The sequence below is a fragment of the Aeromonas sp. DSM 116730 genome (genome assembly GCF_046581335.1).
GTDB lineage: Bacteria > Pseudomonadota > Gammaproteobacteria > Enterobacterales > Aeromonadaceae > Aeromonas > Aeromonas rivipollensis.
Genome location: NZ_CP144265.1, coordinates 2,529,464 through 2,555,415, shown reverse-complemented (window position 1 = coordinate 2,555,415; position 25,952 = coordinate 2,529,464). Strand labels below are relative to the sequence as shown.

At 61.7% G+C, this 25,952-nt stretch carries 19 protein-coding genes; 13 read left to right on the top strand and 6 right to left on the bottom strand.

The window, feature by feature from the left end; genetic code table 11:
- Window positions 1-84: 84 nt before the first annotated feature.
- Both Aeroheme_RS11675 and Aeroheme_RS11670 read left to right on the top strand, forming a co-directional pair.
- Complete coding sequence (locus tag Aeroheme_RS11675; protein WP_411165889.1) at window positions 85-1,446, top strand: leucine-rich repeat-containing protein kinase family protein; 1,362 nt, start codon at window positions 85-87, stop codon at window positions 1,444-1,446.
- Window positions 1,447-1,662: 216 nt separating this feature from the next.
- Window positions 1,663-2,310 carry a thiopurine S-methyltransferase gene (locus tag Aeroheme_RS11670; RefSeq protein WP_234678175.1) on the top strand — a complete coding sequence of 216 codons (648 nt, stop codon included), beginning with the start codon at window positions 1,663-1,665 and terminating at the stop codon, window positions 2,308-2,310.
- Between the two features lie 318 nt (window positions 2,311-2,628).
- Here Aeroheme_RS11670 and Aeroheme_RS11665 read toward each other — a convergent pair whose 3' ends face one another.
- The gene (locus Aeroheme_RS11665; protein ID WP_411165888.1) at window positions 2,629-5,403 is read right to left on the bottom strand and encodes an insulinase family protein; all 2,775 of its coding nucleotides are present in this window, start codon (window positions 5,401-5,403) and stop codon (window positions 2,629-2,631) included.
- Window positions 5,404-5,565: 162 nt separating this feature from the next.
- On the opposite strand from Aeroheme_RS11665, the gene sixA reads away from it, so the two are divergent.
- From sixA to Aeroheme_RS11650, 3 genes are all read left to right on the top strand, one after another.
- On the top strand, window positions 5,566-6,033 hold the full coding sequence (sixA, locus tag Aeroheme_RS11660; protein WP_025326806.1) for a phosphohistidine phosphatase SixA: 468 nt from the start codon (window positions 5,566-5,568) through the stop codon (window positions 6,031-6,033).
- Window positions 6,034-6,166: 133 nt separating this feature from the next.
- Window positions 6,167-6,373, top strand: a complete 207-nt coding sequence (locus tag Aeroheme_RS11655; protein ID WP_005324080.1) for a DUF1107 domain-containing protein — start codon at window positions 6,167-6,169, stop codon at window positions 6,371-6,373.
- A 198-nt stretch (window positions 6,374-6,571) separates the two neighbouring features.
- Window positions 6,572-7,492, top strand: a complete 921-nt coding sequence (locus Aeroheme_RS11650; RefSeq protein WP_106886942.1) for a DMT family transporter — start codon at window positions 6,572-6,574, stop codon at window positions 7,490-7,492.
- Window positions 7,493-7,538: 46 nt separating this feature from the next.
- Here the strand turns inward: Aeroheme_RS11650 and Aeroheme_RS11645 are convergent, their stop codons facing one another.
- Window positions 7,539-9,155, bottom strand: coding sequence for a peptide ABC transporter substrate-binding protein (locus tag Aeroheme_RS11645; RefSeq protein ID WP_404835067.1), 1,617 nt, complete (start codon window positions 9,153-9,155; stop codon window positions 7,539-7,541).
- Between the two features lie 361 nt (window positions 9,156-9,516).
- Here Aeroheme_RS11645 and fbp point away from each other — a divergent pair, with 361 nt between their 5' ends.
- Window positions 9,517-10,551 (top strand): class 1 fructose-bisphosphatase, encoded by a 1,035-nt coding sequence (gene fbp / locus Aeroheme_RS11640; RefSeq protein ID WP_411165887.1) that lies wholly within the window; start codon window positions 9,517-9,519, stop codon window positions 10,549-10,551.
- Between the two features lie 105 nt (window positions 10,552-10,656).
- Here the strand turns inward: fbp and mfd are convergent, their stop codons facing one another.
- Together mfd and Aeroheme_RS11630 are read right to left on the bottom strand one after the other, a co-directional pair.
- Window positions 10,657-14,109: a transcription-repair coupling factor gene (gene mfd / locus Aeroheme_RS11635; protein WP_411167239.1), complete on the bottom strand. Its 3,453-nt coding sequence runs from the start codon at window positions 14,107-14,109 to the stop codon at window positions 10,657-10,659.
- A 40-nt stretch (window positions 14,110-14,149) separates the two neighbouring features.
- Complete coding sequence (locus Aeroheme_RS11630; protein WP_106886938.1) at window positions 14,150-14,725, bottom strand: PilZ domain-containing protein; 576 nt, start codon at window positions 14,723-14,725, stop codon at window positions 14,150-14,152.
- Window positions 14,726-15,034: 309 nt separating this feature from the next.
- Between Aeroheme_RS11630 and Aeroheme_RS11625 the strand changes: the two genes are divergently transcribed.
- The 3 genes from Aeroheme_RS11625 to lolE all read left to right on the top strand — a co-directional run bounded on the left by Aeroheme_RS11625 (window position 15,035) and on the right by lolE (window position 18,307).
- Window positions 15,035-16,270 carry a lipoprotein-releasing ABC transporter permease subunit gene (locus Aeroheme_RS11625; protein WP_234570664.1) on the top strand — a complete coding sequence of 412 codons (1,236 nt, stop codon included), beginning with the start codon at window positions 15,035-15,037 and terminating at the stop codon, window positions 16,268-16,270.
- A 97-nt stretch (window positions 16,271-16,367) separates the two neighbouring features.
- Complete coding sequence (gene lolD, locus Aeroheme_RS11620; protein ID WP_042650389.1) at window positions 16,368-17,066, top strand: lipoprotein-releasing ABC transporter ATP-binding protein LolD; 699 nt, start codon at window positions 16,368-16,370, stop codon at window positions 17,064-17,066.
- Window positions 17,066-18,307 carry a lipoprotein-releasing ABC transporter permease subunit LolE gene (gene lolE, locus Aeroheme_RS11615; protein WP_404840575.1) on the top strand — a complete coding sequence of 414 codons (1,242 nt, stop codon included), beginning with the start codon at window positions 17,066-17,068 and terminating at the stop codon, window positions 18,305-18,307. Before lolD ends, lolE begins: the two co-directional genes overlap by 1 nt.
- A 100-nt stretch (window positions 18,308-18,407) precedes the next feature.
- Here the strand turns inward: lolE and yfbR are convergent, their stop codons facing one another.
- The gene (gene yfbR, locus Aeroheme_RS11610) at window positions 18,408-18,998 is read right to left on the bottom strand and encodes a 5'-deoxynucleotidase (RefSeq protein WP_404840576.1); all 591 of its coding nucleotides are present in this window, start codon (window positions 18,996-18,998) and stop codon (window positions 18,408-18,410) included.
- A gap of 90 nt (window positions 18,999-19,088) precedes the next feature.
- Window positions 19,089-19,523, bottom strand: coding sequence for a YccF domain-containing protein (locus Aeroheme_RS11605; protein WP_106886933.1), 435 nt, complete (start codon window positions 19,521-19,523; stop codon window positions 19,089-19,091).
- A gap of 430 nt (window positions 19,524-19,953) precedes the next feature.
- Between Aeroheme_RS11605 and tig the strand changes: the two genes are divergently transcribed.
- From tig to lon, 4 genes are all read left to right on the top strand, one after another.
- Window positions 19,954-21,264, top strand: a complete 1,311-nt coding sequence (gene tig / locus Aeroheme_RS11600; protein ID WP_234677475.1) for a trigger factor — start codon at window positions 19,954-19,956, stop codon at window positions 21,262-21,264.
- Window positions 21,265-21,350: 86 nt separating this feature from the next.
- Window positions 21,351-21,974, top strand: coding sequence for an ATP-dependent Clp endopeptidase proteolytic subunit ClpP (gene clpP, locus Aeroheme_RS11595; protein ID WP_042871569.1), 624 nt, complete (start codon window positions 21,351-21,353; stop codon window positions 21,972-21,974).
- 70 nt (window positions 21,975-22,044) lie between these two features.
- Window positions 22,045-23,319, top strand: coding sequence for an ATP-dependent protease ATP-binding subunit ClpX (gene clpX, locus Aeroheme_RS11590; protein WP_005324108.1), 1,275 nt, complete (start codon window positions 22,045-22,047; stop codon window positions 23,317-23,319).
- Between the two features lie 140 nt (window positions 23,320-23,459).
- Window positions 23,460-25,814, top strand: coding sequence for an endopeptidase La (lon, locus tag Aeroheme_RS11585; protein ID WP_043130769.1), 2,355 nt, complete (start codon window positions 23,460-23,462; stop codon window positions 25,812-25,814).
- Window positions 25,815-25,952 lie beyond the last annotated feature (138 nt).

Here is a 25,952-nt window from a genome sequence, read left to right as displayed (position 1 = left end):
AAACCGCCGGGCCCATGTCCGGCGGTGCCATATGGTCTGCTTTAGCGCCGCTAGGCAGGGCCACGACAAGATTGAGAAACGGTTATGCATACTCTGGAACAGCTGCGCACTGGTGAACTGTGCGGTGCCCGCCACCTCAAACTCGCCGAAAACCTGACGGTTTTTCCCCCCGAGATCCTGAGCCTCAAAGAGACCCTAGAGGTGCTGGATCTTACCGGCAACCAGTTGAGTCGGCTTCCTGACGAGTTGGCCGAATTCAAGAAGCTTCGCATCATATTCTGCTCCGAGAACCGCTTTACCGAACTGCCAGAGGTGCTGGGGCGCTGCCCGGCACTCACCATGGTGGGCTTCAAGGCCAACCGGATTGCCACTGTCTCGGCCGCATCCCTGCCTGCTGGCTTGCGCTGGTTGATCCTGACCGACAACGTCATCGAACGACTGCCGGACGAGCTGGGCCAGTGCGCCGGATTGCAGAAGCTGATGCTGGCGGGCAACCGCTTGACCGCCTTGCCAGAGACTCTGGCCAATTGCCATCGGCTCGAGCTGCTGCGCATCGCCGCCAACCGGCTGGAGGCGCTTCCCGAGTGGCTGCTCGGTTTGCCACGCCTCGCCTGGCTGGCCTATGCAGGCAATCCCTTTAGCGACAAGCAGGAGCGCCAACTGGGCGAGACGGCAGCCGCGGCCGAGATCCCCTGGCAGGCGCTGACGCTGGGGGAGCTACTGGGGCAGGGGGCGTCCGGGGTTATCCACAGCGCAGCACTGCTCTCCGATGAGGGGACGCAGGGGGTGGCGGTCAAGCTCTTCAAGGGGGCCGTGACCAGCGATGGCCTCCCTCGCTGCGAGATGGCGGTGTCGCTCGCCGCAGGCAGGCACCCCAACCTCATCGGGGTGGTGGGCCGAGTCAGCGATCACCCCTCCGGCATGCCGACCCTGGTGATGACGCTGATAGACCCCCGGTTTGTCAATCTGGCGGGGCCGCCGAGCCTGGACTCCTGCACCCGGGATGTCTATCCGGCGGATCTGACCTTCACCCCGAACGCCCTGATTACCATGGTGCAGGGGGTGGCCGCCGCCGCCCGGCATCTGCATGAGAGGGGGATACTGCACGGGGATCTCTACGCCCACAACCTGCTGCACTCTCTGCTGCACTCTGTTCAGGAACAGGGCCGGGTGCTGCTCGGGGATTTCGGCGCCGCCTCCTGTTATGACTGCGCCGACCGTGAGCGGGCTGCCCGGCTCGAGCGTCTGGAGGTCAGGGCCTTTGGCTGCCTGCTGGAGGAGCTGCTGGCGCGCTGCCACCCCAATGACAAGGCGCTTGGGGCGCTTCACTCACTGGCCGAAGAGTGTTTCCTGGAGGCTGTGTTGCAGCGCCCCTCGTTTGCAGAGATTGTTGCCCGGATAGACGCCGTGGCGACCACCATGACGGCGGAGCCTGCCTGTGCCTGAATGAGGCCGCTTAGGTGTCATCGAGCTGTTGCTCCCGGAGCAGGGCCTTAGTCCCTGGCCAGGAGATGAGCATCTTGGAAATGACTCCTCGCGCGGCCCCCGCTGAAGTTGCAACCCTCTGTTTTGCAAAAAGGCGGGGCAGGGGGCAACAAGGGTTGCGCCGCCCCGATGAAGTTGTGATATTGATGCATCATTTCAGATGACGAGAGGATGATGATGGAAGCGGCGTTTTGGCATCAGAAGTGGAAAGAGAACCGGATTGGCTTTCATCAGGCAGATTTCAACCGCTGGCTGCAATCCTGGTGGTCGGCCCAGCAGCAGGGTGAGCCCGTGCTGGTGCCCCTGTGCGGCAAGTCCCGCGACCTGCTCTGGCTGAGCGGTCAGGGGCATCCGGTGGATGGTTTCGAACTCTCGGCCCTGGCCATCAGCCAGTTTTTCAGCGAAAACGGCCTGACCGAGGCACTGACCGAGGTGGGCCCCTATCAATGTCACCAGCACGACGATCTGCGCATCTATCAGGGGGATTTTTTCGCCGCCCCCGAGCTTGGACGCCGCTACCGGCTCGCCTATGACAGGGCCGCTCTCATCGCCCTGCCGACGGCCATGCGCCACCAGTATGCGACCCTGATGAGCCGCCTTATCGAGGCGGGTGGTAAGGTGCTGCTGGTGACGCTTGAGTATCAGCCGGAGCAGCAGGTACAGCCGCCGTTCTCGGTGGGAGAGATGGAGGTGCGCACCCTGTTTGAGCGCGACTTTAGCGTGGAGGTGCTGGGGCGCGCCGCCGAGCTGGATCACCCCAGGGTGCTCTCGGGGCAGCTCTCCTATTTCGATGAGGTGGCTTATCGCCTGATCCGTCGGGGCTGAGGTGACAATGTGATCCCGCCTGATAAAGCCGCAGGCGCGCGACACTTTGTTACCTCCTTTGACATAGATCAACGTGACAAATCGGTGGAATGCCTAAGATGAGGCTGTTTCTCAATCACTGCAGGTGTCGACCGATACGCTCTGGTTTGAACCATTCGGCCGTTCATCGACTCAGTGTCTGATTTTCACGCTCATGTTCACTTTTGGCGGCTCTGGTCGCAATTGATTATGGTTTTTCCAGCCGACCCCCAGGGGTCGGCTTTTTATTGTCTGCAATCTGTCGTGGGACGGGGGAATGGGGCGGGTATCGAGGCCTGATCAGGCCTCGAAGGTGGCGGCATTGAGCCGGAACGCCTTGGGATCGTCGATGAACTGGCCGGTGATCCGCTCGTCATGCTCGTGGCCCAGGCCATAGCTGCAGAGGATCAGCCGGTCCGAGGTACGTGAGCGCAACTGGGTGATAAAGCGCACCAGATCGGCGCGGCTGAGCCTGCCCACCTCCTCGCGCACCCGCTCCCGCTGATCGAAGCCCAGATCCTTGTTGCCTATGCTGACCCAGAGCCGCTGGCCGCGGCTGCGCAGGTTGGCATCCCGCTCGCTGAGCTGGGCCTGCAAGCCCGCCTTGCTGTCCTGCCACTGCTGCTCGGTGAACTCCAGCATGGCCAGCGGGAAGAGATCGATGAACTCCTCCACCGCATCCAGCAGGATCTGCGGCCCCGCCACCGGCGACTGTATATAGAAGATGAGGCCGGGATGGCGGTTCAAGGGCAGGTTGCCGGCCCCCACCACGTAACCGAGCTGCTGGCGAGTGCGCAGCTCGTGGAAGAAGGTGGAGGACATGATGTGGTTGGCCAGGGTGAAGCAGGCGAGATCCCGCGCCCGGGTGGTGCGGGACTGGTAATAGACCAGCAGCGCCGAGTCTTCGTGATCGCACCCCTGCTCGCGAATGAGGGTCCCCCTGTCCTGAATGGAGATGAGGGGGCGGCGGGTCTCGGCGCTGGGCTGGCTGCTGACGCCGAGGTGACGCTCCAGCAGGGCGGCCAGCTCAAGCGCCTCGGCAGCGGTCCAGTCGCCGTGCACCAGGGTCTCTATGTGCACCTCGGCAAAGAGTCGGGCGACGAAGTCGGGCATTTCGTCGAGTGCTATGGTGCGCAGGTGGCGCAGCAACTGCTCGAACGGCGGGTTGTTCGGTTGCAGCAAACTGGTGAGCTGGTTGAACAGCTGGGAGATGGGCCGGGTCTTGGACTGGTTCTCCCAGTTGCGGATGAGCTGCTCCTTGATTTCGCTGAAGCGAGCCGGATCCGGATAGCCCAGGGTACGGTTGCCGAGGATCATGTCGAGCAGCAGCGGCAGCTTGTCGGCAAAGCCGCTCAGGTTGATGGTAAAGCCCCCCTGATGGGCATAGATCTGGTAGCCGAGCCCGGCGAGTTCGGCCGGGTAGGTGAGGGCATTGAGGTGATCCGTGAGCAGCTCCACCGCCAGCCTGGCCATGGCGATGTGGCGCGGGCTTCTGACCGCATGCTCGCTGTCGATGGAGATATAGAGGCTCCCCTTGGGCACCCCAAACAGATGCTCGTGCAGATGCCAGAGGCGAAAGCCGGGGCGGTCGACCAGGCAGGCCGGCATGTCGGCACTGAGGGACGGCGTTCTGGCATCGAGGCGGTTGCTGATAAAGGGGTTGGGGGAGGGCAGATGCAGGGCGGGATCCGGCTCGCTCTGCTGCCAGCGGATCTTCTCGGCCTCGGTGATGGCCTGGACGCTGTAAGGAGTCTGATACCAGCGGGCCAGGCGATCCGTGCTCACCTCCGGCGCCTGTATGGTGACGCGCAGGTTGTGGGGGGTCAGCTTGGCGAGGAAGCGCCGGATCAGGGGCTCATCGTACTCGCGCATCATGTAGTCGCCGTGGAGCAGATCGTCCGGGGCATAGCTGAACAGGTTGAGCACCAGCCCGGAGACGGTGTCCAGCGCCCGGCCCCGCTCCTGGAACCGGAAGGCGGATTCCAGCACGCTGCGCTTCTCGTCATAACGCCAGGCCTGCAGGCCATGGCGTTCGATGAGTTTCAGGTAGCCGAACAGGGCGGCGATGATGTCGTCCACATGGGCAAGCCCGAGGGGCGTGAGACCGAAGCTGATGCCAAAGTCCTTGAAGTTGGCGCCGCTGATGCCGCCTCCGGCGGCGAGCTGGTTGACCCAGCCTCTCGCCTTGAGCAGGGAGAGCAGGCTGCCTTCCCCTTCGTAGCCGATGAGGTGGCTCAGGAAGGTGAGGGGCTTCTTGTCGTAGAGGGCATCCACGCTCGGCAGTGGGAAGGTCAGCGCCAGTTTGCGGATCTCCTTGACCGGCGCTATCTGGATGCGGATGCCGAGATCATCGAGCCGGTAGAGGGGCGCCGAGAGGGCGGGGGGGCCCAGGCGGCGATCCGGAATTGTGCTGAAGAAGCGATCACACCAGGCCAGCTGGGTTTCAATGGATGCCGGAGAGAGCATTACCAGCGCCATGCGATCCGCACTGTAGTGGCTTTCGTAGAACGCAATAAGGTCGGAGCGCAGATCCCGGCCGGGCAAGTCCGCCAGGGTATCCAGGTTGCCGACCGAGAACTTGGAGAAGGGGTGGGCCGGGTTGACCGTCTCCTTGTGCACCTGATAGCTGCGGCGCACATCGTCCTGCAACTTGAGGCGGTATTCGGAGTCGACCGCGTTGCGCTCCTTGTCGACCCACTCGGGGGCGAAGGTGGGGCAGATGAAGAACTGGGAGAAGCGATCCAGCCCCGCTTCGAAGAAGCCGTTGTCGATGTCGAAGAAGAAGTTGGTGAACTCGGTGCCGGTCCAGGCGTTGTTGCTGCCCCCGTGGCGGCTCATGAACTGCTGGTATTCGCCGGGTTTGGGATAAGTACGGGTACCGAGGAACAGCATATGCTCAAGGAAATGGGCCATACCCTGGCGATCGACAGGGTCATCGAAGTGGCCGGTGTTGACGGCCAGGGAGGCGGCCGATTTATCGGTCTCGGGATCGCAGATCAGCAAGACCCTGAGCCGGTTTGCCAGCTCCAGATAGTGATACCGCCGATGGTCGTTGGGACTGGCATATGGGCTCATTGGGGCGTGACTCGCGGTGAATTTATTTGAATTTAAACATGATTATCGACCTCGCTATCTCACGAGGCAAACCCTTTTCTGAGAGGTAGCGCAATTGTTTCCCCCTGCATGGCGGGGTAAGATCCCCCCGCTATTTAAACAGGCCCCCTGGGCGAGGTTGTAATGAAAATCTACATCATGCGTCATGGCCAGGCTGGCATGAACGCAAAGACTGATGAACAGCGTCCACTGACCGAGCAAGGCATCGAAGAGTCCATCCACATGGCGAGCTGGTTGGCCCCTCAGCTGGCCGGCTCCCTGAGCCTGGTGATCCACAGCAACTACCTGCGTGCCAGACAGACCTGGCAGGCCATCTCTGCCGAGCTGCCCGAGGCCCTCAAGGTCGAGGAGAGCGGCGAGATCACCCCCTACGGGGATCCGGCCTTCGTGGCGAGTTATCTCACCGCGCTGGCGGCGACCCACGACAACATCCTGATGGTCAGCCACCTGCCCCTGGTCGGGTATCTGGTGCAGAGCCTCTGTCCGGCGGCGGGTGCGCCCATGTTTGCCACCTCGGGCCTGGCCTGCATCGAGTGGCAAGATGGCAAGGGGGCCTTGCTCTGGCTGGAAGGACCGCATACAATACGGTAAAAGTTAATAAAAAGTTACAGATTGGTTTTTTGGGGAAGAGAGAGTCGATTTTTCCGGTTTTTTATACAAATTTAACGGAATTATCTCGCATAAGCTGCTGTCATACGGATACAACTGCAAGAGGTTGCAAACGATGAGAGTGTTCAAGAAGTACCTGCCACTGATGGTGGCAAAACATGTCAAAACCTTCTTCAAGGGACGGATCTACATCCACGGCAGGGGGCGCTTCGATTTCCAGTCGGGCCTGCTGATGATGCCACTGCAAGCCGATATTCCCCACCGTCAGACGGTGCTCGAAGTCAACGAGCTGATATCGAGGCTGCACATGGATGCCGCTTGAATCGCATCTATGGTGTCATCTCCCCCTCATGCCCGCCCAGTGCGGGCATGATTGCATCTGGGCCTCTGTGACACCTCTCAGGCCTCTTCAAATCGATTTTCGAATAAGGTTGCCGCGCCCCGCATCAGGGTGCTTGCTTATCCTGTTTGCCTCTCTATACTCCCGCGAAATATCCGCCCCCTTTCTCTGGACATAGCGATGCCCCTTGCTTTCCTGTTCCCCTTCTCCTGCATGGCCATCTGGGCCGGCAACGGCATCGTCAGCAAGCTGGCGGTGGGGGTGCTCTCACCGGCCGCCCTGGCCTGGTCGCGCTGGATGGTGGCGGCCCTGGTGCTGACCCCCTTCCTCGCGCGGCGGGCCTGGCGCATGCGTGACAAGCTGCGGGCCGGTTTCTCCCGGCTGGCCATGCTGGCCCTGCTCGGCATGGTGCTGAACCAGACCTTCGGCTACTACGCGGCCCAGACCCTGGGGGCCACCGAGATCGGGCTGATGATGGGGCTGACCCCGCTGATGACGGTGCTGCTCAGCATCTGGCTGCTGCGCGAGCGCCCCACCTGGGGGGCCCTCGTCGGCGGTGTCATCTCCATCCTGGGGCTCGCCATCTTGCTGGGGCAGGGGGATCCGACCCGGCTCTTCACCCAGGGCATCCACATCGGATCCATCTACATGCTGCTGTCGGCGGCCACCTATGCGCTCTACAGCGTGCTGCTCAAGCGCTGGGATCTGGGGCTCGACAACTGGTCCATGCTCTACGGCCAGGTGCTCTGCAGCCTGCTGTTCCTCACCCCCTTCTACCTGCTGGTGGACGGCAAGTGGCCGGATGGCAGCGCGCTCTGGCTCATCCTCTATGCGGGGATCCCGACCTCGGCCCTCTCCCCCTGGCTCTGGATGCAGGGGATAGCCCTGCTCGGGGCCAGCCGCACCGCCATCTTCATGAACCTGTTGCCTGTGATGACGGCGGCCCTGGCCATCAGCTGGCTGGGAGAGACGCTCACCAGCTATCACCTGATCGGCGGCGGCATGACACTGCTGGGGGTGCTGCTGGCACAACTGCTGGTCAAACCCGTGGTCGTGCGGCGGCGGGCCCGGCTCGCGATGGCCGGCTGCCAGGAAGATTGAACGAAAAGACCGCCTTGGAGGCGGTCTTTTGCTATCTGGGGGGCGCTTACTGCGCCGTCAGATAGAGGTCTTTGGCATAGACCAGATCTTGCGGGTTATGGTAGGGGTAGCCCTTGACGAAGGGCTTGAGCAGCCGTGATTTCACATAGAAGTAGACGGGGGCTATGGGGGCCTCCTCGTCGATCAGCGCCTCGGCCTGCTGATAGAGCCGGTTGCGCTCGGCCGGATCCTTGGCGTCATGGGCCTTGGCCAGCAGGGCGTCATAGGCCTTGTTGAACCACTTGCCGCTGTTGGCGCTGCTGCTGGAGGTCATGATGTCGAGGAAGGTGGAGGCATCGTTGTAGTCCCCGTTCCAGGAATAGCGACTGACCCCGAAATCCCCTTCGTTCAGGGCCGAGACCATGGTCTTCCACTCCATGTTGTTGAGCTCGGCCTTGACCCCCAGGTTGTGCTTCCACATGGAGGAGATGGCCAACGCTATCTTCTTGTGCCCCTCGTTGGTGTTGTAGAGGATGTCCACATCCAGCGGATTTTGCGGCCCGTAGCCCGCCTCGGCGAGCAGCGCCTTGGCCTGTTTGATCCGCGCCTCCTTGCTCATCAGCTCGCTGGCCGGGCGCTTGAGCTCGAAGCCATCGACGCTCGGCGGGGTCAGGCTGAACGCCGAGAGCTGCCCCTGTCCCAGGATCTTCTCCGTGATGGTGTCTCTGTCGATGGCAAGGGAGAGCGCCTTGCGCACCCTGACGTCGTCGAAGGGTTTGCGCTGGGTGTTGAACACGTAGTAGTAGGTGGCGAGCATGGGGGCGCTGACCAGATCGTCCGGGCTCTGGCGCTTGATCTGTTGATACTGCTCCAGGGGATAGGTGGTGTAGTGCAGCTCGCTCGCGCGATAGCGGTTGTAGGCCGCGGTATCGGAGACGATCTCCAGATAGATCACCTTGTTCAGCACAGTGTGCTCATTGTCCCAGTAGTGGGGATTGCGCTCGGCGATGAGGCGCTCGTTCGGAGTCCACTCCTTGAGGGCGAAGGCGCCGTTGGAGACTATGTTGCCCGGTTTGACCCACTCATGACCAAACTTCTCTATGGTGGCCTTGGGGGCCGGGAAGGTGGTGTAGTGGGAGAGGGTCTTGAGGAAGAAGGGGACCGGGGCCTTGAGGGTTACCTGCAGGGTGTGATCATCGAGCGCCTTGATCCCCAGGGCATCCGGGCTCTTCTTGCCCTGCACCACCTCGCTGGCGTTGGCGACGCCGGTCAGCTCGATGAACCAGGCGTAGTTGGAGGCGTTTTTGGGGTCTGCTGCCCGCTGCCAGCCATAGACATAATCCGCCGCCGTCACCGGCTCGCCGTTGGACCACTTGGCATCGGGTCTGAGCTTGAAGGTGTAGATTGTGCCGGTGTCATCGAGTTCGTAACCAAGGGCGCCGGCCGCCTGCAGCTTGCCGTCGCCATCCAGGGTGTAGAGCCCCTCGAACAGGTCGTTGACGATGTCGCTGCCCGCGCTCTCTTCCACCATCTGGGGGTCGATGGAGGCGGGTTCTGTGCCTATGTTGCGCACGAAGGTTTGCTGGGCACTGGGTAGCAACTTGGTGCCTGCGGGCACCTGGGCCGCCAGGGCGGGGAGGGAGATCAGGGCGGCAACCGCGCCGGCAATGAGAGTCCTTTTCATTGAATATCCTTATGTTTTTTTGCTTCCAAAGCCGAGCCAGTGTGCTGGATTGAGGGCGAGATCTCAAGAGGGGGAGCGGCTGGCACCAGGGGAGAGAACCGGATGGGGAGGGGCGGGGTGAAATGGCATTCTTGTCACGAATTAACATGATGAAAGACGCCGATTGAAGCCCGTTTTTCAGCGCTAGGACCCCTGTCGACGGGGTTTTCTGGCGATTTATACGGCGGCTTAATTCGCTGCAAAAACAAAAAACAGGCGTTACATTAGGTTACAAAACAACGCTGCCGAGGATCGGCACTTTTTTTGCCGACACTTGCAAACGTTTTCAACGGCCAACGGAAACGATCTTAAAGGAACAAGAATGCGAAACATGATCACCATGGGCGAGTTCATCGTCAAAAAGCAGGCGGACTACCCTACCGCGACCGGCGAGCTGACCTCCTTGCTCAGCTCCATTCGTCTGGCTGCCAAGGTGGTGAACCGGGAGATCAACAAGGCGGGGCTGGCGGACATCATCGGCTCCATGGGGGCCGAAAACGTGCAGGGGGAGGTGCAGCAGAAGCTGGACGTCTACGCCAATGAGCGCTTCAAGGCGGCGCTGGAGGCCCGTGGCGAGGTGTGCGGCATGGCGTCCGAGGAGGAGGAGGACTTCGTCTCCTTCGATTCCGAGCTCTCCCGTCACTCCAAGTACGTGGTGCTGATAGACCCCCTGGACGGCTCCTCCAACATAGACGTCAACGTCTCGGTCGGGACCATCTTCTCCATCTATCGCCGGGTCAGCAAGCCGGGCGCCGGGGTGACCCTGGAGGACTTCCTGCAACCGGGCAACCGCCAGGTGGCCGCCGGTTACGTGGTCTATGGCTCCTCCACCATGCTGGTCTACACCACGGGCTTTGGGGTCAACGGCTTCACCTACGACCCTTCCATCGGCTGCTTCTGCCTCTCCCACGAGAACATCCGCATCCCGGAGGAGGGCAAGATCTACTCCATCAACGAGGGCAACTACATCAAGTTCCCGGACGGGGTGAAGAAGTACCTGAAATATTGCCAGGAGCGGGACGAGGCGACCCACAGGCCCTACACCTCCCGCTACATCGGCTCCCTGGTCTCCGACTTCCACCGCAACCTGCTCAAGGGCGGCATCTACATCTATCCGTCCGGCACCAACTCCCCGAACGGCAAGCTGCGGCTGCTCTATGAGTGCAACCCCATGGCCTTCCTGGTGGAGCAGGCCGGTGGCAAGGCGTCCGACGGCTTTGGCCGCATCATGGACATCCAGCCCACGGCGCTGCACCAGCGTACCCCCTACTTCGTCGGCTCTACCAGGATGGTGGAGCGGGCCGAGGCCTTTATGCGGGAATTCTCCGCACACGAGGATTCGGCCAATCAGGGGTGATGCCCGGATGTCGTGCCTGCGATGAGCAGATAAAAAACGGGAGCCATATCGGCTCCCGTTTTATTTGGCGTTATCTGTCTGGCCAGCCGCCAGCACTGCATACACTCACAGGCTGTTGTTGGCGAGATCCGTCAGCAGGGCATCCACCAGTTTCAGGCGCATGGCCCTGTCCTGATTCGGTACCTGGAAGCGCAAGCGGGTAGGTCCATCCATTTTATAGATACGTGGCTGGCTGGAGAGCAGTTTTACCAGATAGGTCGGGTTGACGCGGGTCTCCTGGGTGAAGTCCAGGTAGCCGCCGCGATCGCTCATCTCCACCCGGCGAATGCCAAGGGCCGTGGCCCGCTGGCGGAAGGCGGCGATCTCCATGAGGGTCTTGGTCGGCTCAGGCAGCAGGCCGAAGCGATCGATGAGCTCCACTTTCAGCTCGCGCAGCTCCTGCTCGTCGGCTGCGCTGGCGATGCGCTTGTACATGGAGAGGCGCATGTTGACGTCCGGGATGTAGTCGTCCGGCAAGAGGGCGGGCAGGCGCAGCTCCACCTCGGTGTGCTGGCTCATCAGTTGCTCGAGCGACGGCTCCTTGCCATGTTTGAGGGCCTCCACCGCCTGCTCCAGCATCTCCATGTAGAGGGTGAAGCCGACCGATTCGATCTGGCCGCTCTGATCGTCCCCCAAGAGCTCGCCCGCGCCCCGGATCTCCAGATCGTGGGTGGCGAGCGCAAAGCCGGCCCCGAGATCTTCAAGGGAGGCGATGGCTTCGAGCCGCTTGGCGGCATCCTTGGTCATCAGCTTGGGATGGGGGGTGAGCAGGTAGGCATAGGCCTGATGGTGGGAGCGGCCGACCCGGCCCCGCAGCTGGTGCAGCTGGGCCAACCCTAAGTGATCCGCCCTGTCCATGATGATGGTGTTGGCGCTCGGCACGTCTATGCCGGTCTCTATGATGGTGGTGCAGACCAGCAGGTTGAAGCGCTGGTGGTAGAAGTCCGACATGATGCGCTCAAGATCGCGCTCGCGCATCTGGCCGTGGGCGATGCCGATGCGTGCCTCCGGCACCAGCTCGGCGAGATCAGCCGCGCACTTCTCTATGCTCTCCACGTCGTTGTGCAGGTAGTAGACCTGACCGCCCCGTTTGAGCTCCCGCAGCACAGCTTCACGCACCACCGCCGGCTCGTGCTGGCGCACGAAGGTCTTGATGGCGAGCCGCTTGGCGGGCGGGGTGGCGATGATGGAGAGGTCCCGCATACCGGACATCGCCATGTTGAGGGTGCGCGGGATAGGTGTTGCCGTGAGTGTGAGGATGTCCACGTCGGCGCGCAGCGCCTTGATCTTCTCCTTCTGGCGCACCCCGAATCTGTGCTCCTCGTCGACGATGAGCAGCCCCAGATCCTTGAAGGTGAGGTCGGAGCCGAGCAGCTTGTGGGTGCCTATGATGATGTCCACCTTGCCATCGGCCAGCTCCTTGAGCACGGCCGTCTGCTCCTTGGCGGAGCGGAAGCGGCTCAGCACCTCCACCCGCACCGGCCAGTTGGCGAAGCGATCGCGGAAGTTGTCGTAGTGCTGCTGGGCCAGCAGTGTGGTGGGCACCAGCACGGCCACCTGCTTGCCGCCGTGCACCGCCACGAAGGCGGCGCGCATCGCCACCTCCGTCTTGCCAAAGCCCACGTCGCCGCACACCAGCCGGTCCATGCTCTTGGCCTGGCACATGTCGCCGAGCACCGCATTGATGGCATTGAGCTGATCCTCTGTCTCCTCGAACGGGAAGCTGGCGGCAAACTGGCGGTAGCTCTCCTTGTCGTGCTTGAAGGCAAAACCGGCCCGCGCCGCGCGTATGGCATAGACATCGAGCAGCTCGGCGGCCACGTCGCGCACCTTCTCCGCCGCCTTGCGCCGCGCCTTGACCCAGGCCTCGCCGCCTAGCTTGTGGCTGGGGGGGTTATCCGACCCCGTGTAACGGCTGATAAGGTGCAGGTTGGTGACCGGCACGAACAGCTTGTCGCCACCGGCGTACTCCAGGGTGAGGAACTCGGTGGGCAGGCCGCCGGCATCCAGGGTCTCGAGCCCGAGATAGCGGCCGACCCCGTGATCCAGATGCACCACGGGCTGGCCCTGTGTCAGCTCGCCGAGGTTGCGGATCACCGCATCCGAGCTCAGGTTCTTGCTCTTCTCTCGTTGCCGCTTGCTTCTGATCTTGCCGCCGAGCAGCTCGGTCTCTGTGATGAGGGCCAGGGCCTCTGTCCCGGCGGGTTCGAGCAGGAAGCCCCGCTCCAGCGGGCTGACCAGCAGGCCATGACGCGCCTTGCTCCCGACGAACTCCTCGAGGGAGGCGAACTCCTTGGGCTGCAGTTGGATGCGCGCGAGCAAATCGCCGAGCCCCTCTCGCCGCCCCTCAGACTCCACCGCGAACAGAGTGCGACCGGCAAAGCCTTGCAGGAACTGGCTGAGGGCCAGCAGGGGTTGCTCCTTGCTGTGATCGAGCTGCAGGTCGGGCAATGGGGCTATGGGGAGATCGTGCTGGCCCGCACCGCCGTCGGTAGCCGCCTCCTGCAGGCGCACTGCGCCGTACTGGCCGAGGGCGGCGAAGAGCTGCTCTACCGGCAGGTAAATTTGCTGGGGAGGCAGCAGGGGGCGGGTATTGTCCCAACGCCTGTCTTCATAGCGCTGGCCTATGTCGTTCCAGAAGCGCTGGGCCGCCGGGTAGATCTCCCCCACGGTGAGCAGCAGGGTGTTGTCTGGCAGGTAGTCAAACAGGCTGGCGGTCTGGCTGAAGAAGAGCGGCAGATAGTATTCGATGCCGGCGGGCCAGCGCCCCTTGCTCACCTCCTGATAGACGGATCCCTCCGCCCGCGACAGCTCGAACTGCTCGCGGAACTGACCGCGAAACAGCTCGATGGCGGCCTCGTCGGTGGGAAATTCCCGGGCGGGCAGCAGGCTGACGCTTTTGACCGGCTCGCTGGAGCGTTGGCTCTCGGGATCGAAGGGGCGGATGGAGTCCACCTCGTCGTCGAAGAAGTCGATGCGATAAGGGCGGCTGCTGCCCATGGGGAAGAGATCCAGCAGGGAGCCGCGGGCGGCGAACTCGCCGTGCTCCAGCACCTGCTCCACCGCCACATAGCCCGCCTCGGCCAGCCGTCCTCGCAGCTGTTGCAGGTTGAGGCGCTGGCCGCTGGTCACCATCAGGCTGTATTTGTCGAGATAGGCCTGGGGCGCCGTGCGCAGCATCAGGGTGGAGATGGGCACTATCAGCACGCCGCTGCTCATCTGCGGCAGCGTATAGAGGGTCTCGAGCCGCTGGGAGATGATGTCCTGATGGGGGGAGAAGGTGTCGTAGGGCAGGGTTTCCCAGTCCGGGAACATCAGCACGGGGCAACCCTGATCGGCCAGCAGGAAGCTGAGCTCCTGTTCGAGGCGCAGGGCGCTCGGGGTATCGGCGGTCACCAGCAGGACGGGGCGGTTGGCCTCCCGGGTGAGGCGGGCGGCGACCAGTGCCAGGCTGCTGCCGACCAGCTGGCCCAGGGTTATTTTCTGGCCCGCTTTGGCGGGCAAGGCGGGGAGTTTCATTGGCATCGTTCGATTCTTTTAACGTTGACGTTGGCTGTGATTAGCGCTGACGCTCTTGGGCACGCAGTTTGAGCTGCTTGGATTGCACATGCAGGCTGGCACGCACCAGCAGCTCCCTGTCATCCTCGCGGATCCGCACATAGTCGAGCACCACATGGGTGCCGTGCTCGCCGGGCTCCCGCTGCTTGACTTCGCCATAGCAGTAGACGGCGGAGGCCTCTTCCCGCAGGAAGATCTTGAGTCGTACCAGCTGGTGCAGCTGCGGCGGCTCGCCGTGGCCCTGGCGCGGGTGCAGGTAGGTGAGCTGGCCGGCGCCAAAGCGCAGGGTGTGGAAGCGATGTTCGGGGTGATCCTGCGCCGCCAGCACGAAGCCCATGATCATGTCGATCTTGCGGGATTGCTGATTGATGATCTCCACCAGATCGTGCATGGACTCGTTCTGGTTGCGCAGCAGGCGGCTGCTCACCAGATCGATGGAGGTGATGGCGGAGGCGATGCGAAAGGGCTCGGGCAGCTCGGCATCAAGGGCCTCCAGCGTCGGCAGGTGAAAGTCGGCCGGCATGGGGATCACATTGACCGGCGTGGCATGGGTGACGCTGAAGAACTGTTCCTGCATGGAGGCTATCCCTTGTTGTCATAGACGATTTTTAACGGCGCTGTTGACCTTGCCCCGCAGAGGCGTTCCCGGCCTGGCGCGAGTCAGGTCCGGTCATCCCCCGTGGCCCTCCCGTCACGACGGGACGCGCAACATGGCGGCGGGGGCTGCGCATTGGGCGAAACATGGCACCATGGGCTGCCTTTAAGGCTCAGGAGAATGGGCCATTGCGCCTGCCCCGGCGTCATCTGCTGCGGCAACGCGGCTTGCGTTGAGGCGTCAACAGACCCTATTATCCGGCATCTTATTTTGTTGGCAACGTAGATATCCTTGAAGACTGGACTTTTTCAGCCACTCTCGCTGGCCATAGGCCTGCGTTATGCAGGCTCACGACGCAGTAACCGCTTCGTCTCCTTTATCTCCCTGTTTTCCACCTTTGGCATCGCCATCGGGGTTGCGGCCCTGATGGTGGTCATTTCGGTGATGAACGGTTTCGAGGGGCAGCTCAAGGGGCGCATTCTCGGGGTGATCCCCCACGTGGTGGTGACCAATCCGGCGGGGCGCATCGATGCCCATCCGCCAGGCCTGCCCGATCTCGACAAGCTGCCCCACGTGGTGGCCACGGCCCCCATGCTCGACAGCGAAGGCATGTTGCAAAGCCCGGGCCAGCTCACCGGCGTGAGCGTGCAGGGGATAGACCCGGCCCGCTGGCCCAAGGATGACATCCTCCATGCCCAGATGCTGGGGGGGCGGCTGGACAGCCTGCAACGCGGCCAATACCACATAGTGCTGGGGCAGGGGGTGGCCAACCGCCTCAAGGTCTCCATTGGCGACGAGGTGCGTCTCATCCTGACCGAAGGGACCCGCTTCACCCCCTTTGGCCGGGTGCCGGCCCAGCGGCTCTTCACCGTCTCCGGCATCTTCGGGGTCGGTGCCGACGTGGACAGCCAGGTGGCGCTGATTGCCCTTGGGGACGCCCAGCGCCTGCTGCGCCTGCCCGAGGAGACGGTGGGCGGCATCCGCCTCTGGCTCGACGATCCCTTCGCCGCCGACGAGGTGGTGAAAACCGCGCTGCCGGACGGGATGGAGTGGCAGGATTGGCGCCGGGAGCGAGGTGAACTCTTCCAGGCCGTGGCCATGGAGAAACGCATGATGGGGCTGATGCTGGTGCTGATCATCGCGGTCGCCACCTTCAATATCCTCTCCGCCCTGGTGATGGTGGTTACCGACAAGGAAGGCGAGGTCGCCATACTGCGTACCATGGGCATGAGCGAGTCGGGGATAGTCAAGATTTTCATGGTGTTGGGGGCGTCGAGCGGCGTCATCGGTGCCCTGTTTGGCGGTCTGGCGGGGCTGGCCCTGTCGTTCGGACTCAACCCCCTGCTCGATGCGGCGGGGCTCAACCTCTATATGGCGGCGGGGGGCAGCGGTCTGCCGGTCATCGTCGAACCCGCCCAGGTCATGACCATCTTGCTGGGTGCCGTGCTGCTGAGCTTCAGTGCCACCCTCTATCCGGCGGCCCGTGCGGCCCGGGTCAAACCGGCCGAGGCATTACGTTATGAATAGCGCCGTGAATCCATCATCTTCTGTTGTTACCTCCGGTGCGAGTGCCGGCGTTGTGGCCGGTGCCAATGTTGTCACCGGTATAAGTGGAGCCCCTGTTATGAATGAACCCCAGTCCTGCGAGCCTCTGCTGCGCTGCCAGGCCCTCAACCATGTCTATAAAGAGGGCAATCTGGAAACCCAGGTGCTCAAGGGGATAGATCTCTGCGTCGCCCCCGGCGAGATGCTGGCGGTGGTGGGGAGCTCGGGCTCGGGCAAGACCACCCTGCTGCACCTGATGGGGGCGCTGGACAACCCTTCGAGCGGCGCCGTGCTGTTCAAGGGGCAGGACATCCACCACTGGGACAGCAAGACCCAGGCCCGTTTTCGCAATCAGGAGCTGGGCTTCGTCTACCAGTTCCACCACCTGCTGGCCGAGTTCACCGCGCTGGAGAACACCGCCATGCCGCTGCTGATCGCGGGTGAATCGGTGGCGAGCGCCACCGACAAGGCGACCCGCATGCTGGGACGGGTGGGGCTCTCCCACCGGCTCAATCACAGGCCTTCCGAGCTCTCCGGTGGCGAGCGCCAGCGGGTAGCCATCGCCCGTGCCCTGGTCAACGAGCCGAGCCTGGTGCTGGCGGACGAGCCCACCGGCAACCTGGATCACGCCAGTGCCACTGCGGTGTACGAGCTGCTCTGCGAGCTCAACCGGGAGCTGGGCACGGCCTTCGTGGTGGTCACCCATGACTTGAGCCTCGCCGCCAAGCTGCACCGCCGGGTGACCCTGGTGAGCGGCATCATGGCGGAGGTCGCCTGATGTTCAAGCCGCTGCCCCTCTTTCTGGGCCTGCGTTACAGCCGCTCCCGCCGTCGCAACGGCTTCATCGCCTTTATTTCCGCTTCTTCCCTGATTGGCATTGCCCTCGGGGTGATGGCCCTCATTCTTGGCCTCTCCGCCATGAACGGCTTCGAGCGGGAGCTCAAGAACCGGGTGCTCTCGGTGGTGCCCCACGGGGAGCTCATCGGCATGGAGGCGCCGCTGCCCGACTGGCCGAGGCTTCGGGACTACCTGCTGGCCCAGCCCGGGATCGAGGCCGCTGCCCCTGTCATCCGCCTCGATGGCCTGCTGGAGCACGGCTCCGCCATCAAGGGGGTGCAGGTGCGTGCCGTGCTGCCCGAGCTCGAGGCGAACCTGTCGGATGCGGTCAACTACATGACGGGGCTGGGATTTCGTGAACTGCAGGCGGGCGAGCACGGGGTGATCCTCGGCAAGACCATTGCCGACAAGCTGGGGGTCAAGATAGGTGACCCCGTGACCCTGCTGCTGCCCCAAGGGGGAGACGAGACGGGGATCAAGAATCCCCGGCGGGAGACCCTGACCGTGGTGGGGCTGCTGGAAATAGGCGGCCAGCTCGACGGCGTGCTCGGGTTCATGCACCTTGCCGACGCCCAGTCCATCACCGGCATGGGCAGCGCTGTGGAGGGCTTCAGCCTCAAGGTGAACGACGTGCTCAAGGCGCAGTCCATCACAGTGGCGGCCGCCCGCAAATTCCCGCACTACGTCTACATCAGCAGCTGGATGAGTCGCCAGGGCTATCTCTATCAGGACATCCAGATGGTGCGCACCGTCATGTACGTGGTGATGCTGATGGTGGTGGCGGTGGCCTGCTTCAACATAGTCTCCACCCTGGTGATGGCGGTGAACGAGAAGCGCAGCGAGATCGCCATCCTCAAGACCATGGGTGCGAGCCCGGGCCAGATCCGGCTCACCTTCGTCATCCAGGGGATGGTGAACGGGGTGGCAGGGGCCTTGCTCGGTGCCCTGCTGGGGGGCCTGCTTTCGAGCAAGCTGACCCAGATCCTGGGCTTTATCGAGAAGCTCATCGGCCATCGCTTCTTGAACCCGGACATCTATTTCATCGACTTCCTGCCGACAGAGCTGCACATGCAGGATCTGGTGATTGTGACCAGTGCCGCCATCCTGATGAGTCTGCTGGCCACCCTCTATCCCGCCTGGCGGGCGAGCGGTCTGGTGCCCTCCCGGGAGCTGGGCCACTGATCCTAGGGCCAGGTTTGCCACGCCTGGCAATATGCTGAAAAAGAGGGGCCCGCCGGTGCAGACCGGCGGGCCCCTCTGTCTTCTGGTCGTTCGGGCTGGCTCAGTGGGCGTTGAGCTCATCGAGGGGCAACGAGAAGCTCGCCACGAACACATCGATAAAGTAGCGCATGGCCGGGTTCATCCTGGCCTCCAGCATCTGCTCGAGGCGCTTGCGCGCGGGCTCGAACTCCCGGTTGCCGACACTCAGCTCCTCCAGACACTTGGTATAGGCGCAGAGGGTGTCGGCATCCTTCACCAGCCGGGCGAGGGCGTCGTCCTGGGCACCGGAGTCGAGCAGGGGGCGAAAGTCTTCCATCAGCTCGGGGGGCAGCATGCCGAGCAGACGCTGCTCGGCCGCCAGCTCTATCTTCTTGTATTCGCGGGCTATCTCGGGGTTGAAGTATTTGACGGGGGTCGGCAGGTCACCGGTCAGCACCTCGCTGCTGTCGTGGTAGAGGGCCATGACGGCGGCATGGTTGGCATCCACCTTGCCCTCAAACAGCCGGTTGTTGATGACGCCGAGGGCGTGGGCCACCATGGCGACCTGCAGGCTGTGCTCGGCGATGTTCTCCGGCTGTATGTTGCGCATCAGGGGCCAGCGGTAGATGAGCCGCATGCGGGCGAGGTTGGCGAAGAAGTGGCTGGGCAGCATGGGGGACCTCGAACTGGGGCAATGAAAAAGGGCAGACCCTAGTCTGCCCTTTTTTGACATCCCAGGCATAGCCTGGCGATGCATTCTTGTTTAGCGGATATAGCGACCGGATTCGGCCTCGTGGTTGGTGACTATCATCTGGCCTATGGGGGCCAGGGCAATCAGCGCCAGCTTGAGGTGCTGGATGCCGAACGGGATGCCGATGATGGTCACAAAGCAGGCCAGGGCCGAGGCGATGTGGCCTATGGCCAGCCAGACTCCGATCACCAGGAACCAGAGGATGTTGCCAATCATCCCGAGGGCACCTGTGCCTATGTCGCTCTGCCCCGTCATTGTCTTGCGGTTGACCGCCTGCTTGCCGAACGGGAAGAAGGTAAAGGTGCCGATGACGAAACAGGCGCGCCCCCATGGGATCCCTATCAGGGAGACGAAGCAGAGCAGCCCGGCCAGCCACCAGGCCAGCCCCATAAAGACGCCCCCCAGTACAAACCAGAGCAGATTGAACAAGAAGCGGAAAAAGGACATGTGGGTCTCTCCAGACTCATAAATTGGCAGTCACCATAGCGAGCGGCGCCGAGGGACGCAATGGCTGATGCGAGAAGGCGGACAATTTGGGTCGCAGACCCCCTGAGCGCACCGCTCCCGGCGACGCCGAAAGATGAAAAAAGCATAGGGTGGCGTGCAAAAAGGTGAGCAAGTGCAAATTATTGCGAACCTGATGCTTGAACTCGGCGCAAGGCTTCCCCATATAGGAGGCAGTCTTGCGCAAATTGTGCTGTCTGTGCCCCGGATGGGGGATGTGCGGCTCGACGCGACCAAAGTGCGCCGCTATAATGTCGCGTCATATTTTCTCATCACAAAGACAGTCGTTGTCTTTATAAACAGGAAGACTCCGGGCTTTGCCCAGGGGTAATAAAGGGTCAGCACACAGTGCTGAGTTGAACGAGGTAAAAGAATGCAAGTTTCTGTAGAGACAACCCAGGGTCTGGAACGCCGTCTTACCATCACTGTACCGGCTGCTACCGTTGACGCTGCCGTGCGTAAAGAATTGAATGGCCTGGCCAAGACTCGTCGCATCGACGGTTTCCGTCCTGGCAAGGCTCCGGTTGCCATCATCAAGAAGATGTTCGGCGCCATGGCCCATGCCCGCGTTGCCGATGAAATGATGCAGAACAACTTCATCAAGGCCATCATCGAGAGCAAACTGAGCCCGGCCGGTGCGCCGACCATGGATCCGAAAGAGATCAAGGAAGGCCAGGATTTCGAATTCACCGCCACTTTCGAAGTGTACCCGGAGTTTGAAGTTGCCGGTCTCGAGAACATCAAGGTTGAGAAGCCGGTTGCCTCCGTCAAGGATGCCGACCTGGCCAACATGATCGACACCCTGCGCAAGCAGCACGCCACCTGGTCTGACGTCGATGCCGCTGCCGCCAATGGCATGCGTGTCACCCTGGACTTCGTCGGTTCCATCGACGGTGAAGAGTTCGACGGTGGCAAGGCTGAAGGTTTCACTCTGGAACTGGGCGCCGGCCGCATGATCCCTGGCTTCGAAGATGCCATCCTGGGCAAGAAAGCGGGCGACGAGTTCACCATCGAGGTGACTTTCCCGGCTGACTACCACGCCGAAGCCCTGAAAGGCAAAGCGGCCAAGTTCGCCTCCAAGCTGAACAAGGTTGAAGAGCAGGTACTGCCTGAGCTGACTGAAGAGTTCGTCAAGCGTTTTGGCATCGAGAGCGGCAGCGTTGAAGAGCTGAAAGCCGAAGTGCGCAAGAACATGGAGCGCGAACTGGCTCAAGCCCTGAAAAACAGCGTGAAAGAGCAAGTGCTGAACGGCCTGGTTGAAGCCAACCAGATCGATCTGCCGAAGGCTGCCGTTGCCCAGGAAATCGACACCCTGCGTCAGCAAGCCCTGCAGCGTTTCGGTGGCTTCCAGGGCGGCAACGCTCCCGAGCTGCCGGCCGAGCTGTTCCAGGCGCAAGCCGAGCGTCGTGTACGCGTCGGTCTGCTGCTGGGTGACGTCATCCGCACCAACGAGATCAAGGCTGACGACGCCCGTGTGACCAGCATCATCGAGTCCATGGCCACTGCCTACGAAGATCCGAAGGAAGTGATCGAGTACTACCAGAAGAACGAGCAGATGCTGAACGGCGTTCGTAACCTGGCCATCGAAGATCAAGCCATCGACCTGATCCTGTCCAAGGCGCAAGTGACCGAGAAAGAAGTTGCCTTCGACGAAGTGATCAACAAGTCCGGTGCCGCTGCCTAAGAACATTTGACTTAAGGTCAAAACTGTTAAGTATAATGGCTCGTGTGATCTCCACTCGGGCCATTTTATTTTAGGGACAATGCCTTATGTACAAGAACTATAACGATGTGACTGAATCCCCACGCAATGCGCTCATCCCTATGGTGGTCGAGCAGACGGCGAAAGGGGAGCGTTCCTACGACATCTATTCCCGTCTGCTCAAAGAGCGGGTGATCTTCCTGACCGGTCAGGTTGAGGATCACATGGCGAATCTGGTGGTGGCTCAGCTGCTGTTCCTGGAGTCCGAGAACCCGGATCAGGACATCAGCATCTACATCAACTCGCCGGGTGGTGCCGTCACTGCGGGGATGTCCATCTATGACACCATGCAGTTCATCAAGCCGGACGTCAGCACCGTCTGCATGGGGCAGGCCTGCTCCATGGGCGCCTTCCTGCTGGCTGGCGGTGCCAAGGGCAAGCGTTTCTGCCTGCCTAACGCTCGCGTGATGATCCACCAGCCGCTGGGCGGCTTCCAGGGCCAGGCATCTGACATCCAGATCCATGCCCAGGAGATCCTGAAAATCAAGAATACCCTGAACGATCGTCTGGCTTTCCATACCGGACAGGACATGGCCACCATAGAGCGTGATACCGACCGTGACAATTTCATGTCGGCCGATCAAGCCGTGGCCTATGGCCTGGTAGACGGTATCCTGAGCCAGCGCGGCTGAGCAGGGTGTCCCGGACTGTTGTAAACTCAACAGGACGATCCATCCTCTATTGATAAAACGAGGTTGCTGAATGACAGAAAAACGCAAGGGTGAGGGCGACAAGCTGCTTTATTGCTCTTTTTGCGGCAAAAGCCAGCATGAAGTGCGCAAGCTGATCGCTGGCCCTTCCGTCTACGTATGTGATGAGTGTGTCGAGCTGTGCAACGACATCATCCGCGAGGAGATCCGCGAGATCTCTCCCAAGCGCGATGGTAGCGAGCTGCCGACCCCTCATGAAATCCGCGCCCATCTGGACGACTACGTGATCGGGCAGGAGTACGCCAAGAAGGTGCTGGCAGTTGCCGTCTACAACCACTACAAGCGTCTGCGCAGCGGCAGCGAGTCCGGTGGTGTGGAGCTTGGCAAGTCCAACATCCTGCTGATTGGCCCGACCGGCAGCGGCAAGACCCTGCTGGCCGAGACGCTCGCCCGTCTGCTGGATGTGCCCTTCACCATGGCCGATGCCACCACCCTGACCGAAGCCGGTTATGTGGGCGAGGACGTGGAGAACATCATCCAGAAGTTGCTGCAAAAGTGCGACTATGACGTGGAGAAGGCCCAGCGTGGCATCGTCTACATCGACGAGATCGACAAGATCTCTCGCAAGTCGGACAACCCTTCCATCACCCGCGATGTCTCCGGGGAAGGGGTGCAGCAGGCACTGCTGAAGCTGATCGAAGGCACCATCGCCTCAGTGCCGCCGCAAGGGGGCCGCAAGCATCCGCAGCAGGAGTTCCTGCAGGTTGATACTTCCAAGATCCTCTTCATCTGTGGCGGCGCCTTCGCCGGCCTGGACAAGGTGATCGAGCAGCGTTCCGTCAAGGGGACCGGCATAGGCTTTGGCGCTGACGTCAAATCCAAGAATGCCAAGGCGACCCTGAGCGAGAACTTTGCCAAGGTGGAGCCGGAAGATCTGATCAAATACGGTCTGATCCCCGAGTTCATCGGTCGTCTGCCGGTAGTGGCAACCCTCACCGAGCTGGACGAGGCTGCCCTCATCCAGATCCTGAAAGAGCCGAAGAACGCGCTGACCAAGCAGTACGCCGCGTTGTTTGCCCTGGAAGAGGTGGAGCTGGAGTTCCGCGACGACGCCCTGAACGCCATTGCGCGCAAGGCGATGGAGCGCAAGACAGGTGCCCGTGGCCTGAGATCCATAGTCGAAGCTGTGCTGCTCGACACCATGTATGACCTGCCCTCCCTGGAAGGGGTCAGCAAGGTGGTGATCGACGAGACGGTGATCAAGGGGGACTCCGCGCCTCTGATGATCTACGACAATCCCGAGACACAGGCCGCAGCGTCAGAGTAACTGACTGATTTTTAATCACATAAAGGGGCATTTTGCCCCTTTCATGCTTTTTACGGCCAAGGCGATTGAATCTCATCTTTGCGCCCCCATATACTCAGCCAAGCGCTTTGCCAACGGTATAACAAGCCGAGAGGACATATATGAACCTAGAGCGTTCAGAACGCATCGAGATTCCCGTCCTGCCTCTTCGTGACGTGGTGGTTTACCCCCACATGGTCATTCCACTCTTTGTGGGGCGGGAAAAATCCATTCGCTGTCTGGAAGCGGCCATGGAGCAGGACAAGAAAGTCCTGCTGGTGGCCCAGAAGGATGCGTCAACTGACGAGCCGACGGTGGAGGAGATCTTCTCCGTCGGGACAGTGGCCAACATTTTGCAGATGCTCAAGCTGCCTGACGGCACCGTCAAGGTGCTGGTGGAAGGGGGCCAGCGTGCCCGTCTTGAGCGGATGATCGATGACAAGGACTTCTTCGTCGGTGAGGCGCAGTACATAGCGTCTGCCCCCATCGAGGAGAAGGATCAGGATGTGCTGGTGCGCTCCGCCATCGGCCAGTTTGAAGGCTACATCAAGCTCAACAAGAAGATCCCGCCCGAGGTGCTGACCTCGATCTCGGCGATCGACGATGCGGCGCGCCTGGCTGACACCATGGCTGCCCACATGCCGCTCAAGCTCGAAGACAAGCAGAAGGTGCTGGAAATCGCCTCTGTGTCCGAGCGCATCGAGTTTCTGATGGCCATGATGGAGTCGGAGATCGACCTCTTGCAGGTCGAGAAGCGCATCCGCTCCCGGGTCAAGAAGCAGATGGAGAAGAGCCAGCGGGAGTACTACCTCAACGAGCAGATGAAGGCCATCCAGAAAGAGCTGGGTGAGCTGGAAGACAGCCCGGACGAATTCGAAGCCCTCAATCGCAAGATTGACGAGGCGGGGATGCCGGACGATGCCCGTGAGAAGGCCCTGGCCGAGCTTGCCAAGCTGAAGATGATGTCCCCCATGTCCGCCGAAGCCACAGTAGTGCGCAGCTATGTGGACTGGATGGTGCAGGTGCCGTGGAAGGCCCGCTCCAAGGTCAAGAAAGATCTCGCCAAGGCACAAGAGGTGCTGGATTCGGATCACTATGGCCTGGACAAGGTCAAGGATCGCATCCTCGAGTACCTGGCGGTACAGGCACGGGTGAACAAGCTCAAGGGCCCCATCCTCTGTCTGGTCGGGCCTCCCGGTGTGGGCAAGACCTCGCTGGGTCAGTCCATCGCCAAGGCGACCGGTCGCAAGTACGTGCGCATGGCGCTCGGTGGCGTGCGTGACGAAGCGGAGATCCGCGGTCACCGCCGCACCTATATCGGCTCCATGCCCGGCAAGCTGATCCAGAAGATGGCGAAAGTCGGCGTGAAGAACCCGCTGTTCCTGCTCGACGAAATCGACAAGATGAGCTCGGACATGCGCGGCGATCCCGCGTCCGCCCTGCTGGAAGTGCTGGATCCCGAACAGAACAGCAGCTTCAACGATCACTATCTGGAAGTGGATTATGACCTGTCAGACGTGATGTTCGTGGCCACCTCCAACTCCATGAACATCCCGGGTCCCTTGCTGGACCGGATGGAAGTGATCCGTCTGTCCGGTTACACCGAGGACGAGAAGCTCAACATCGCCAAGCAGCATCTGCTGGCCAAGCAGATCCAGCGCAACGGTCTGAAAGAGTCCGAGATCACCATCGAGGATTCTGCTCTGGTCGGCGTCATCCGCTACTACACCCGCGAGGCGGGGGTGCGTAGCCTGGAGCGCGAGATCTCCAAGATCTGTCGCAAGGCGGTCAAACGCATCCTGCTGGACAAGAGCATCAAGCATGTTCAGGTCAATCAGGAGAACCTCAAGGAGTTCCTCGGGGTACAGCGTTTCGATTACGGCAAGGCCACCGATCAGAACCAGGTAGGCCAGGTGTGCGGGTTGGCGTGGACCGAAGTGGGGGGCGATCTGCTCACCATCGAGACCACCAACGTGCCGGGCAAGGGCAAGCTCACTTACACCGGTTCACTCGGTGATGTGATGCAGGAGTCCATCCAGGCTGCCATGACGGTGGTGCGGGCCCGTGCCGAGAAGCTGCGCATCAACGCCGACTTCTACGAGAAGCGCGACATCCACGTGCACGTGCCGGAAGGGGCGACCCCGAAAGACGGCCCGAGCGCCGGTATCGCCATGTGTACCGCCCTTGTCTCCAGCCTCACCGGCAACCCGGTGCGTGCCGATGTGGCCATGACGGGGGAGATTACCCTGCGCGGCGAAGTGCTGCCCATCGGGGGTCTCAAGGAGAAACTGCTGGCGGCTCACCGTGGCGGCATCAAGCGGGTGCTTATCCCGAAAGAGAACGAACGAGATCTCGAGGAGATCCCGGACAATGTCAAACAAGACCTTGAAATTTATCCGGTTCGCTGGATTGATGAGGTGCTTGCACTGGCGTTGCAGGACAATCCGCAGGGTTTCGAACGCGTTTCTGTCGTGTAAATGTTGATGCGCCGCAAATTTGGCGCATTCGGGGGGTGGTTAAGGCTTGCATGCGCCGGATAACGGAAGTAGCCTTGACCACCGATCGGGTACTCATGATGAGTCGCAATGCGTGATGTGGCGCGGGTTTGCGCCAGA

Bases quoted from the DNA above. Each gene is read 5' to 3' on its own strand.
- Aeroheme_RS11675 (WP_411165889.1), top strand. From the start codon at position 85: ATGCATACTCTGGAACAGCTGCGCACTGGTGAACTGTGCGGTGCCCGC.
- Aeroheme_RS11670 (WP_234678175.1), top strand. From the start codon at position 1,663: ATGGAAGCGGCGTTTTGGCATCAGAAGTGGAAAGAGAACCGGATTGGC.
- Aeroheme_RS11665 (WP_411165888.1), bottom strand. From the start codon at position 5,403: ATGAGCCCATATGCCAGTCCCAACGACCATCGGCGGTATCACTATCTG.
- sixA (WP_025326806.1), top strand. From the start codon at position 5,566: ATGAAAATCTACATCATGCGTCATGGCCAGGCTGGCATGAACGCAAAG.
- Aeroheme_RS11655 (WP_005324080.1), top strand. From the start codon at position 6,167: ATGAGAGTGTTCAAGAAGTACCTGCCACTGATGGTGGCAAAACATGTC.
- Aeroheme_RS11650 (WP_106886942.1), top strand. From the start codon at position 6,572: ATGCCCCTTGCTTTCCTGTTCCCCTTCTCCTGCATGGCCATCTGGGCC.
- Aeroheme_RS11645 (WP_404835067.1), bottom strand. From the start codon at position 9,155: ATGAAAAGGACTCTCATTGCCGGCGCGGTTGCCGCCCTGATCTCCCTC.
- fbp (WP_411165887.1), top strand. From the start codon at position 9,517: ATGCGAAACATGATCACCATGGGCGAGTTCATCGTCAAAAAGCAGGCG.
- mfd (WP_411167239.1), bottom strand. From the start codon at position 14,109: ATGAAACTCCCCGCCTTGCCCGCCAAAGCGGGCCAGAAAATAACCCTG.
- Aeroheme_RS11630 (WP_106886938.1), bottom strand. From the start codon at position 14,725: ATGCAGGAACAGTTCTTCAGCGTCACCCATGCCACGCCGGTCAATGTG.
- lolD (WP_042650389.1), top strand. From the start codon at position 16,368: ATGAATGAACCCCAGTCCTGCGAGCCTCTGCTGCGCTGCCAGGCCCTC.
- lolE (WP_404840575.1), top strand. From the start codon at position 17,066: ATGTTCAAGCCGCTGCCCCTCTTTCTGGGCCTGCGTTACAGCCGCTCC.
- yfbR (WP_404840576.1), bottom strand. From the start codon at position 18,998: ATGCTGCCCAGCCACTTCTTCGCCAACCTCGCCCGCATGCGGCTCATC.
- Aeroheme_RS11605 (WP_106886933.1), bottom strand. From the start codon at position 19,523: ATGTCCTTTTTCCGCTTCTTGTTCAATCTGCTCTGGTTTGTACTGGGG.
- tig (WP_234677475.1), top strand. From the start codon at position 19,954: ATGCAAGTTTCTGTAGAGACAACCCAGGGTCTGGAACGCCGTCTTACC.
- clpP (WP_042871569.1), top strand. From the start codon at position 21,351: ATGTACAAGAACTATAACGATGTGACTGAATCCCCACGCAATGCGCTC.
- clpX (WP_005324108.1), top strand. From the start codon at position 22,045: ATGACAGAAAAACGCAAGGGTGAGGGCGACAAGCTGCTTTATTGCTCT.
- lon (WP_043130769.1), top strand. From the start codon at position 23,460: ATGAACCTAGAGCGTTCAGAACGCATCGAGATTCCCGTCCTGCCTCTT.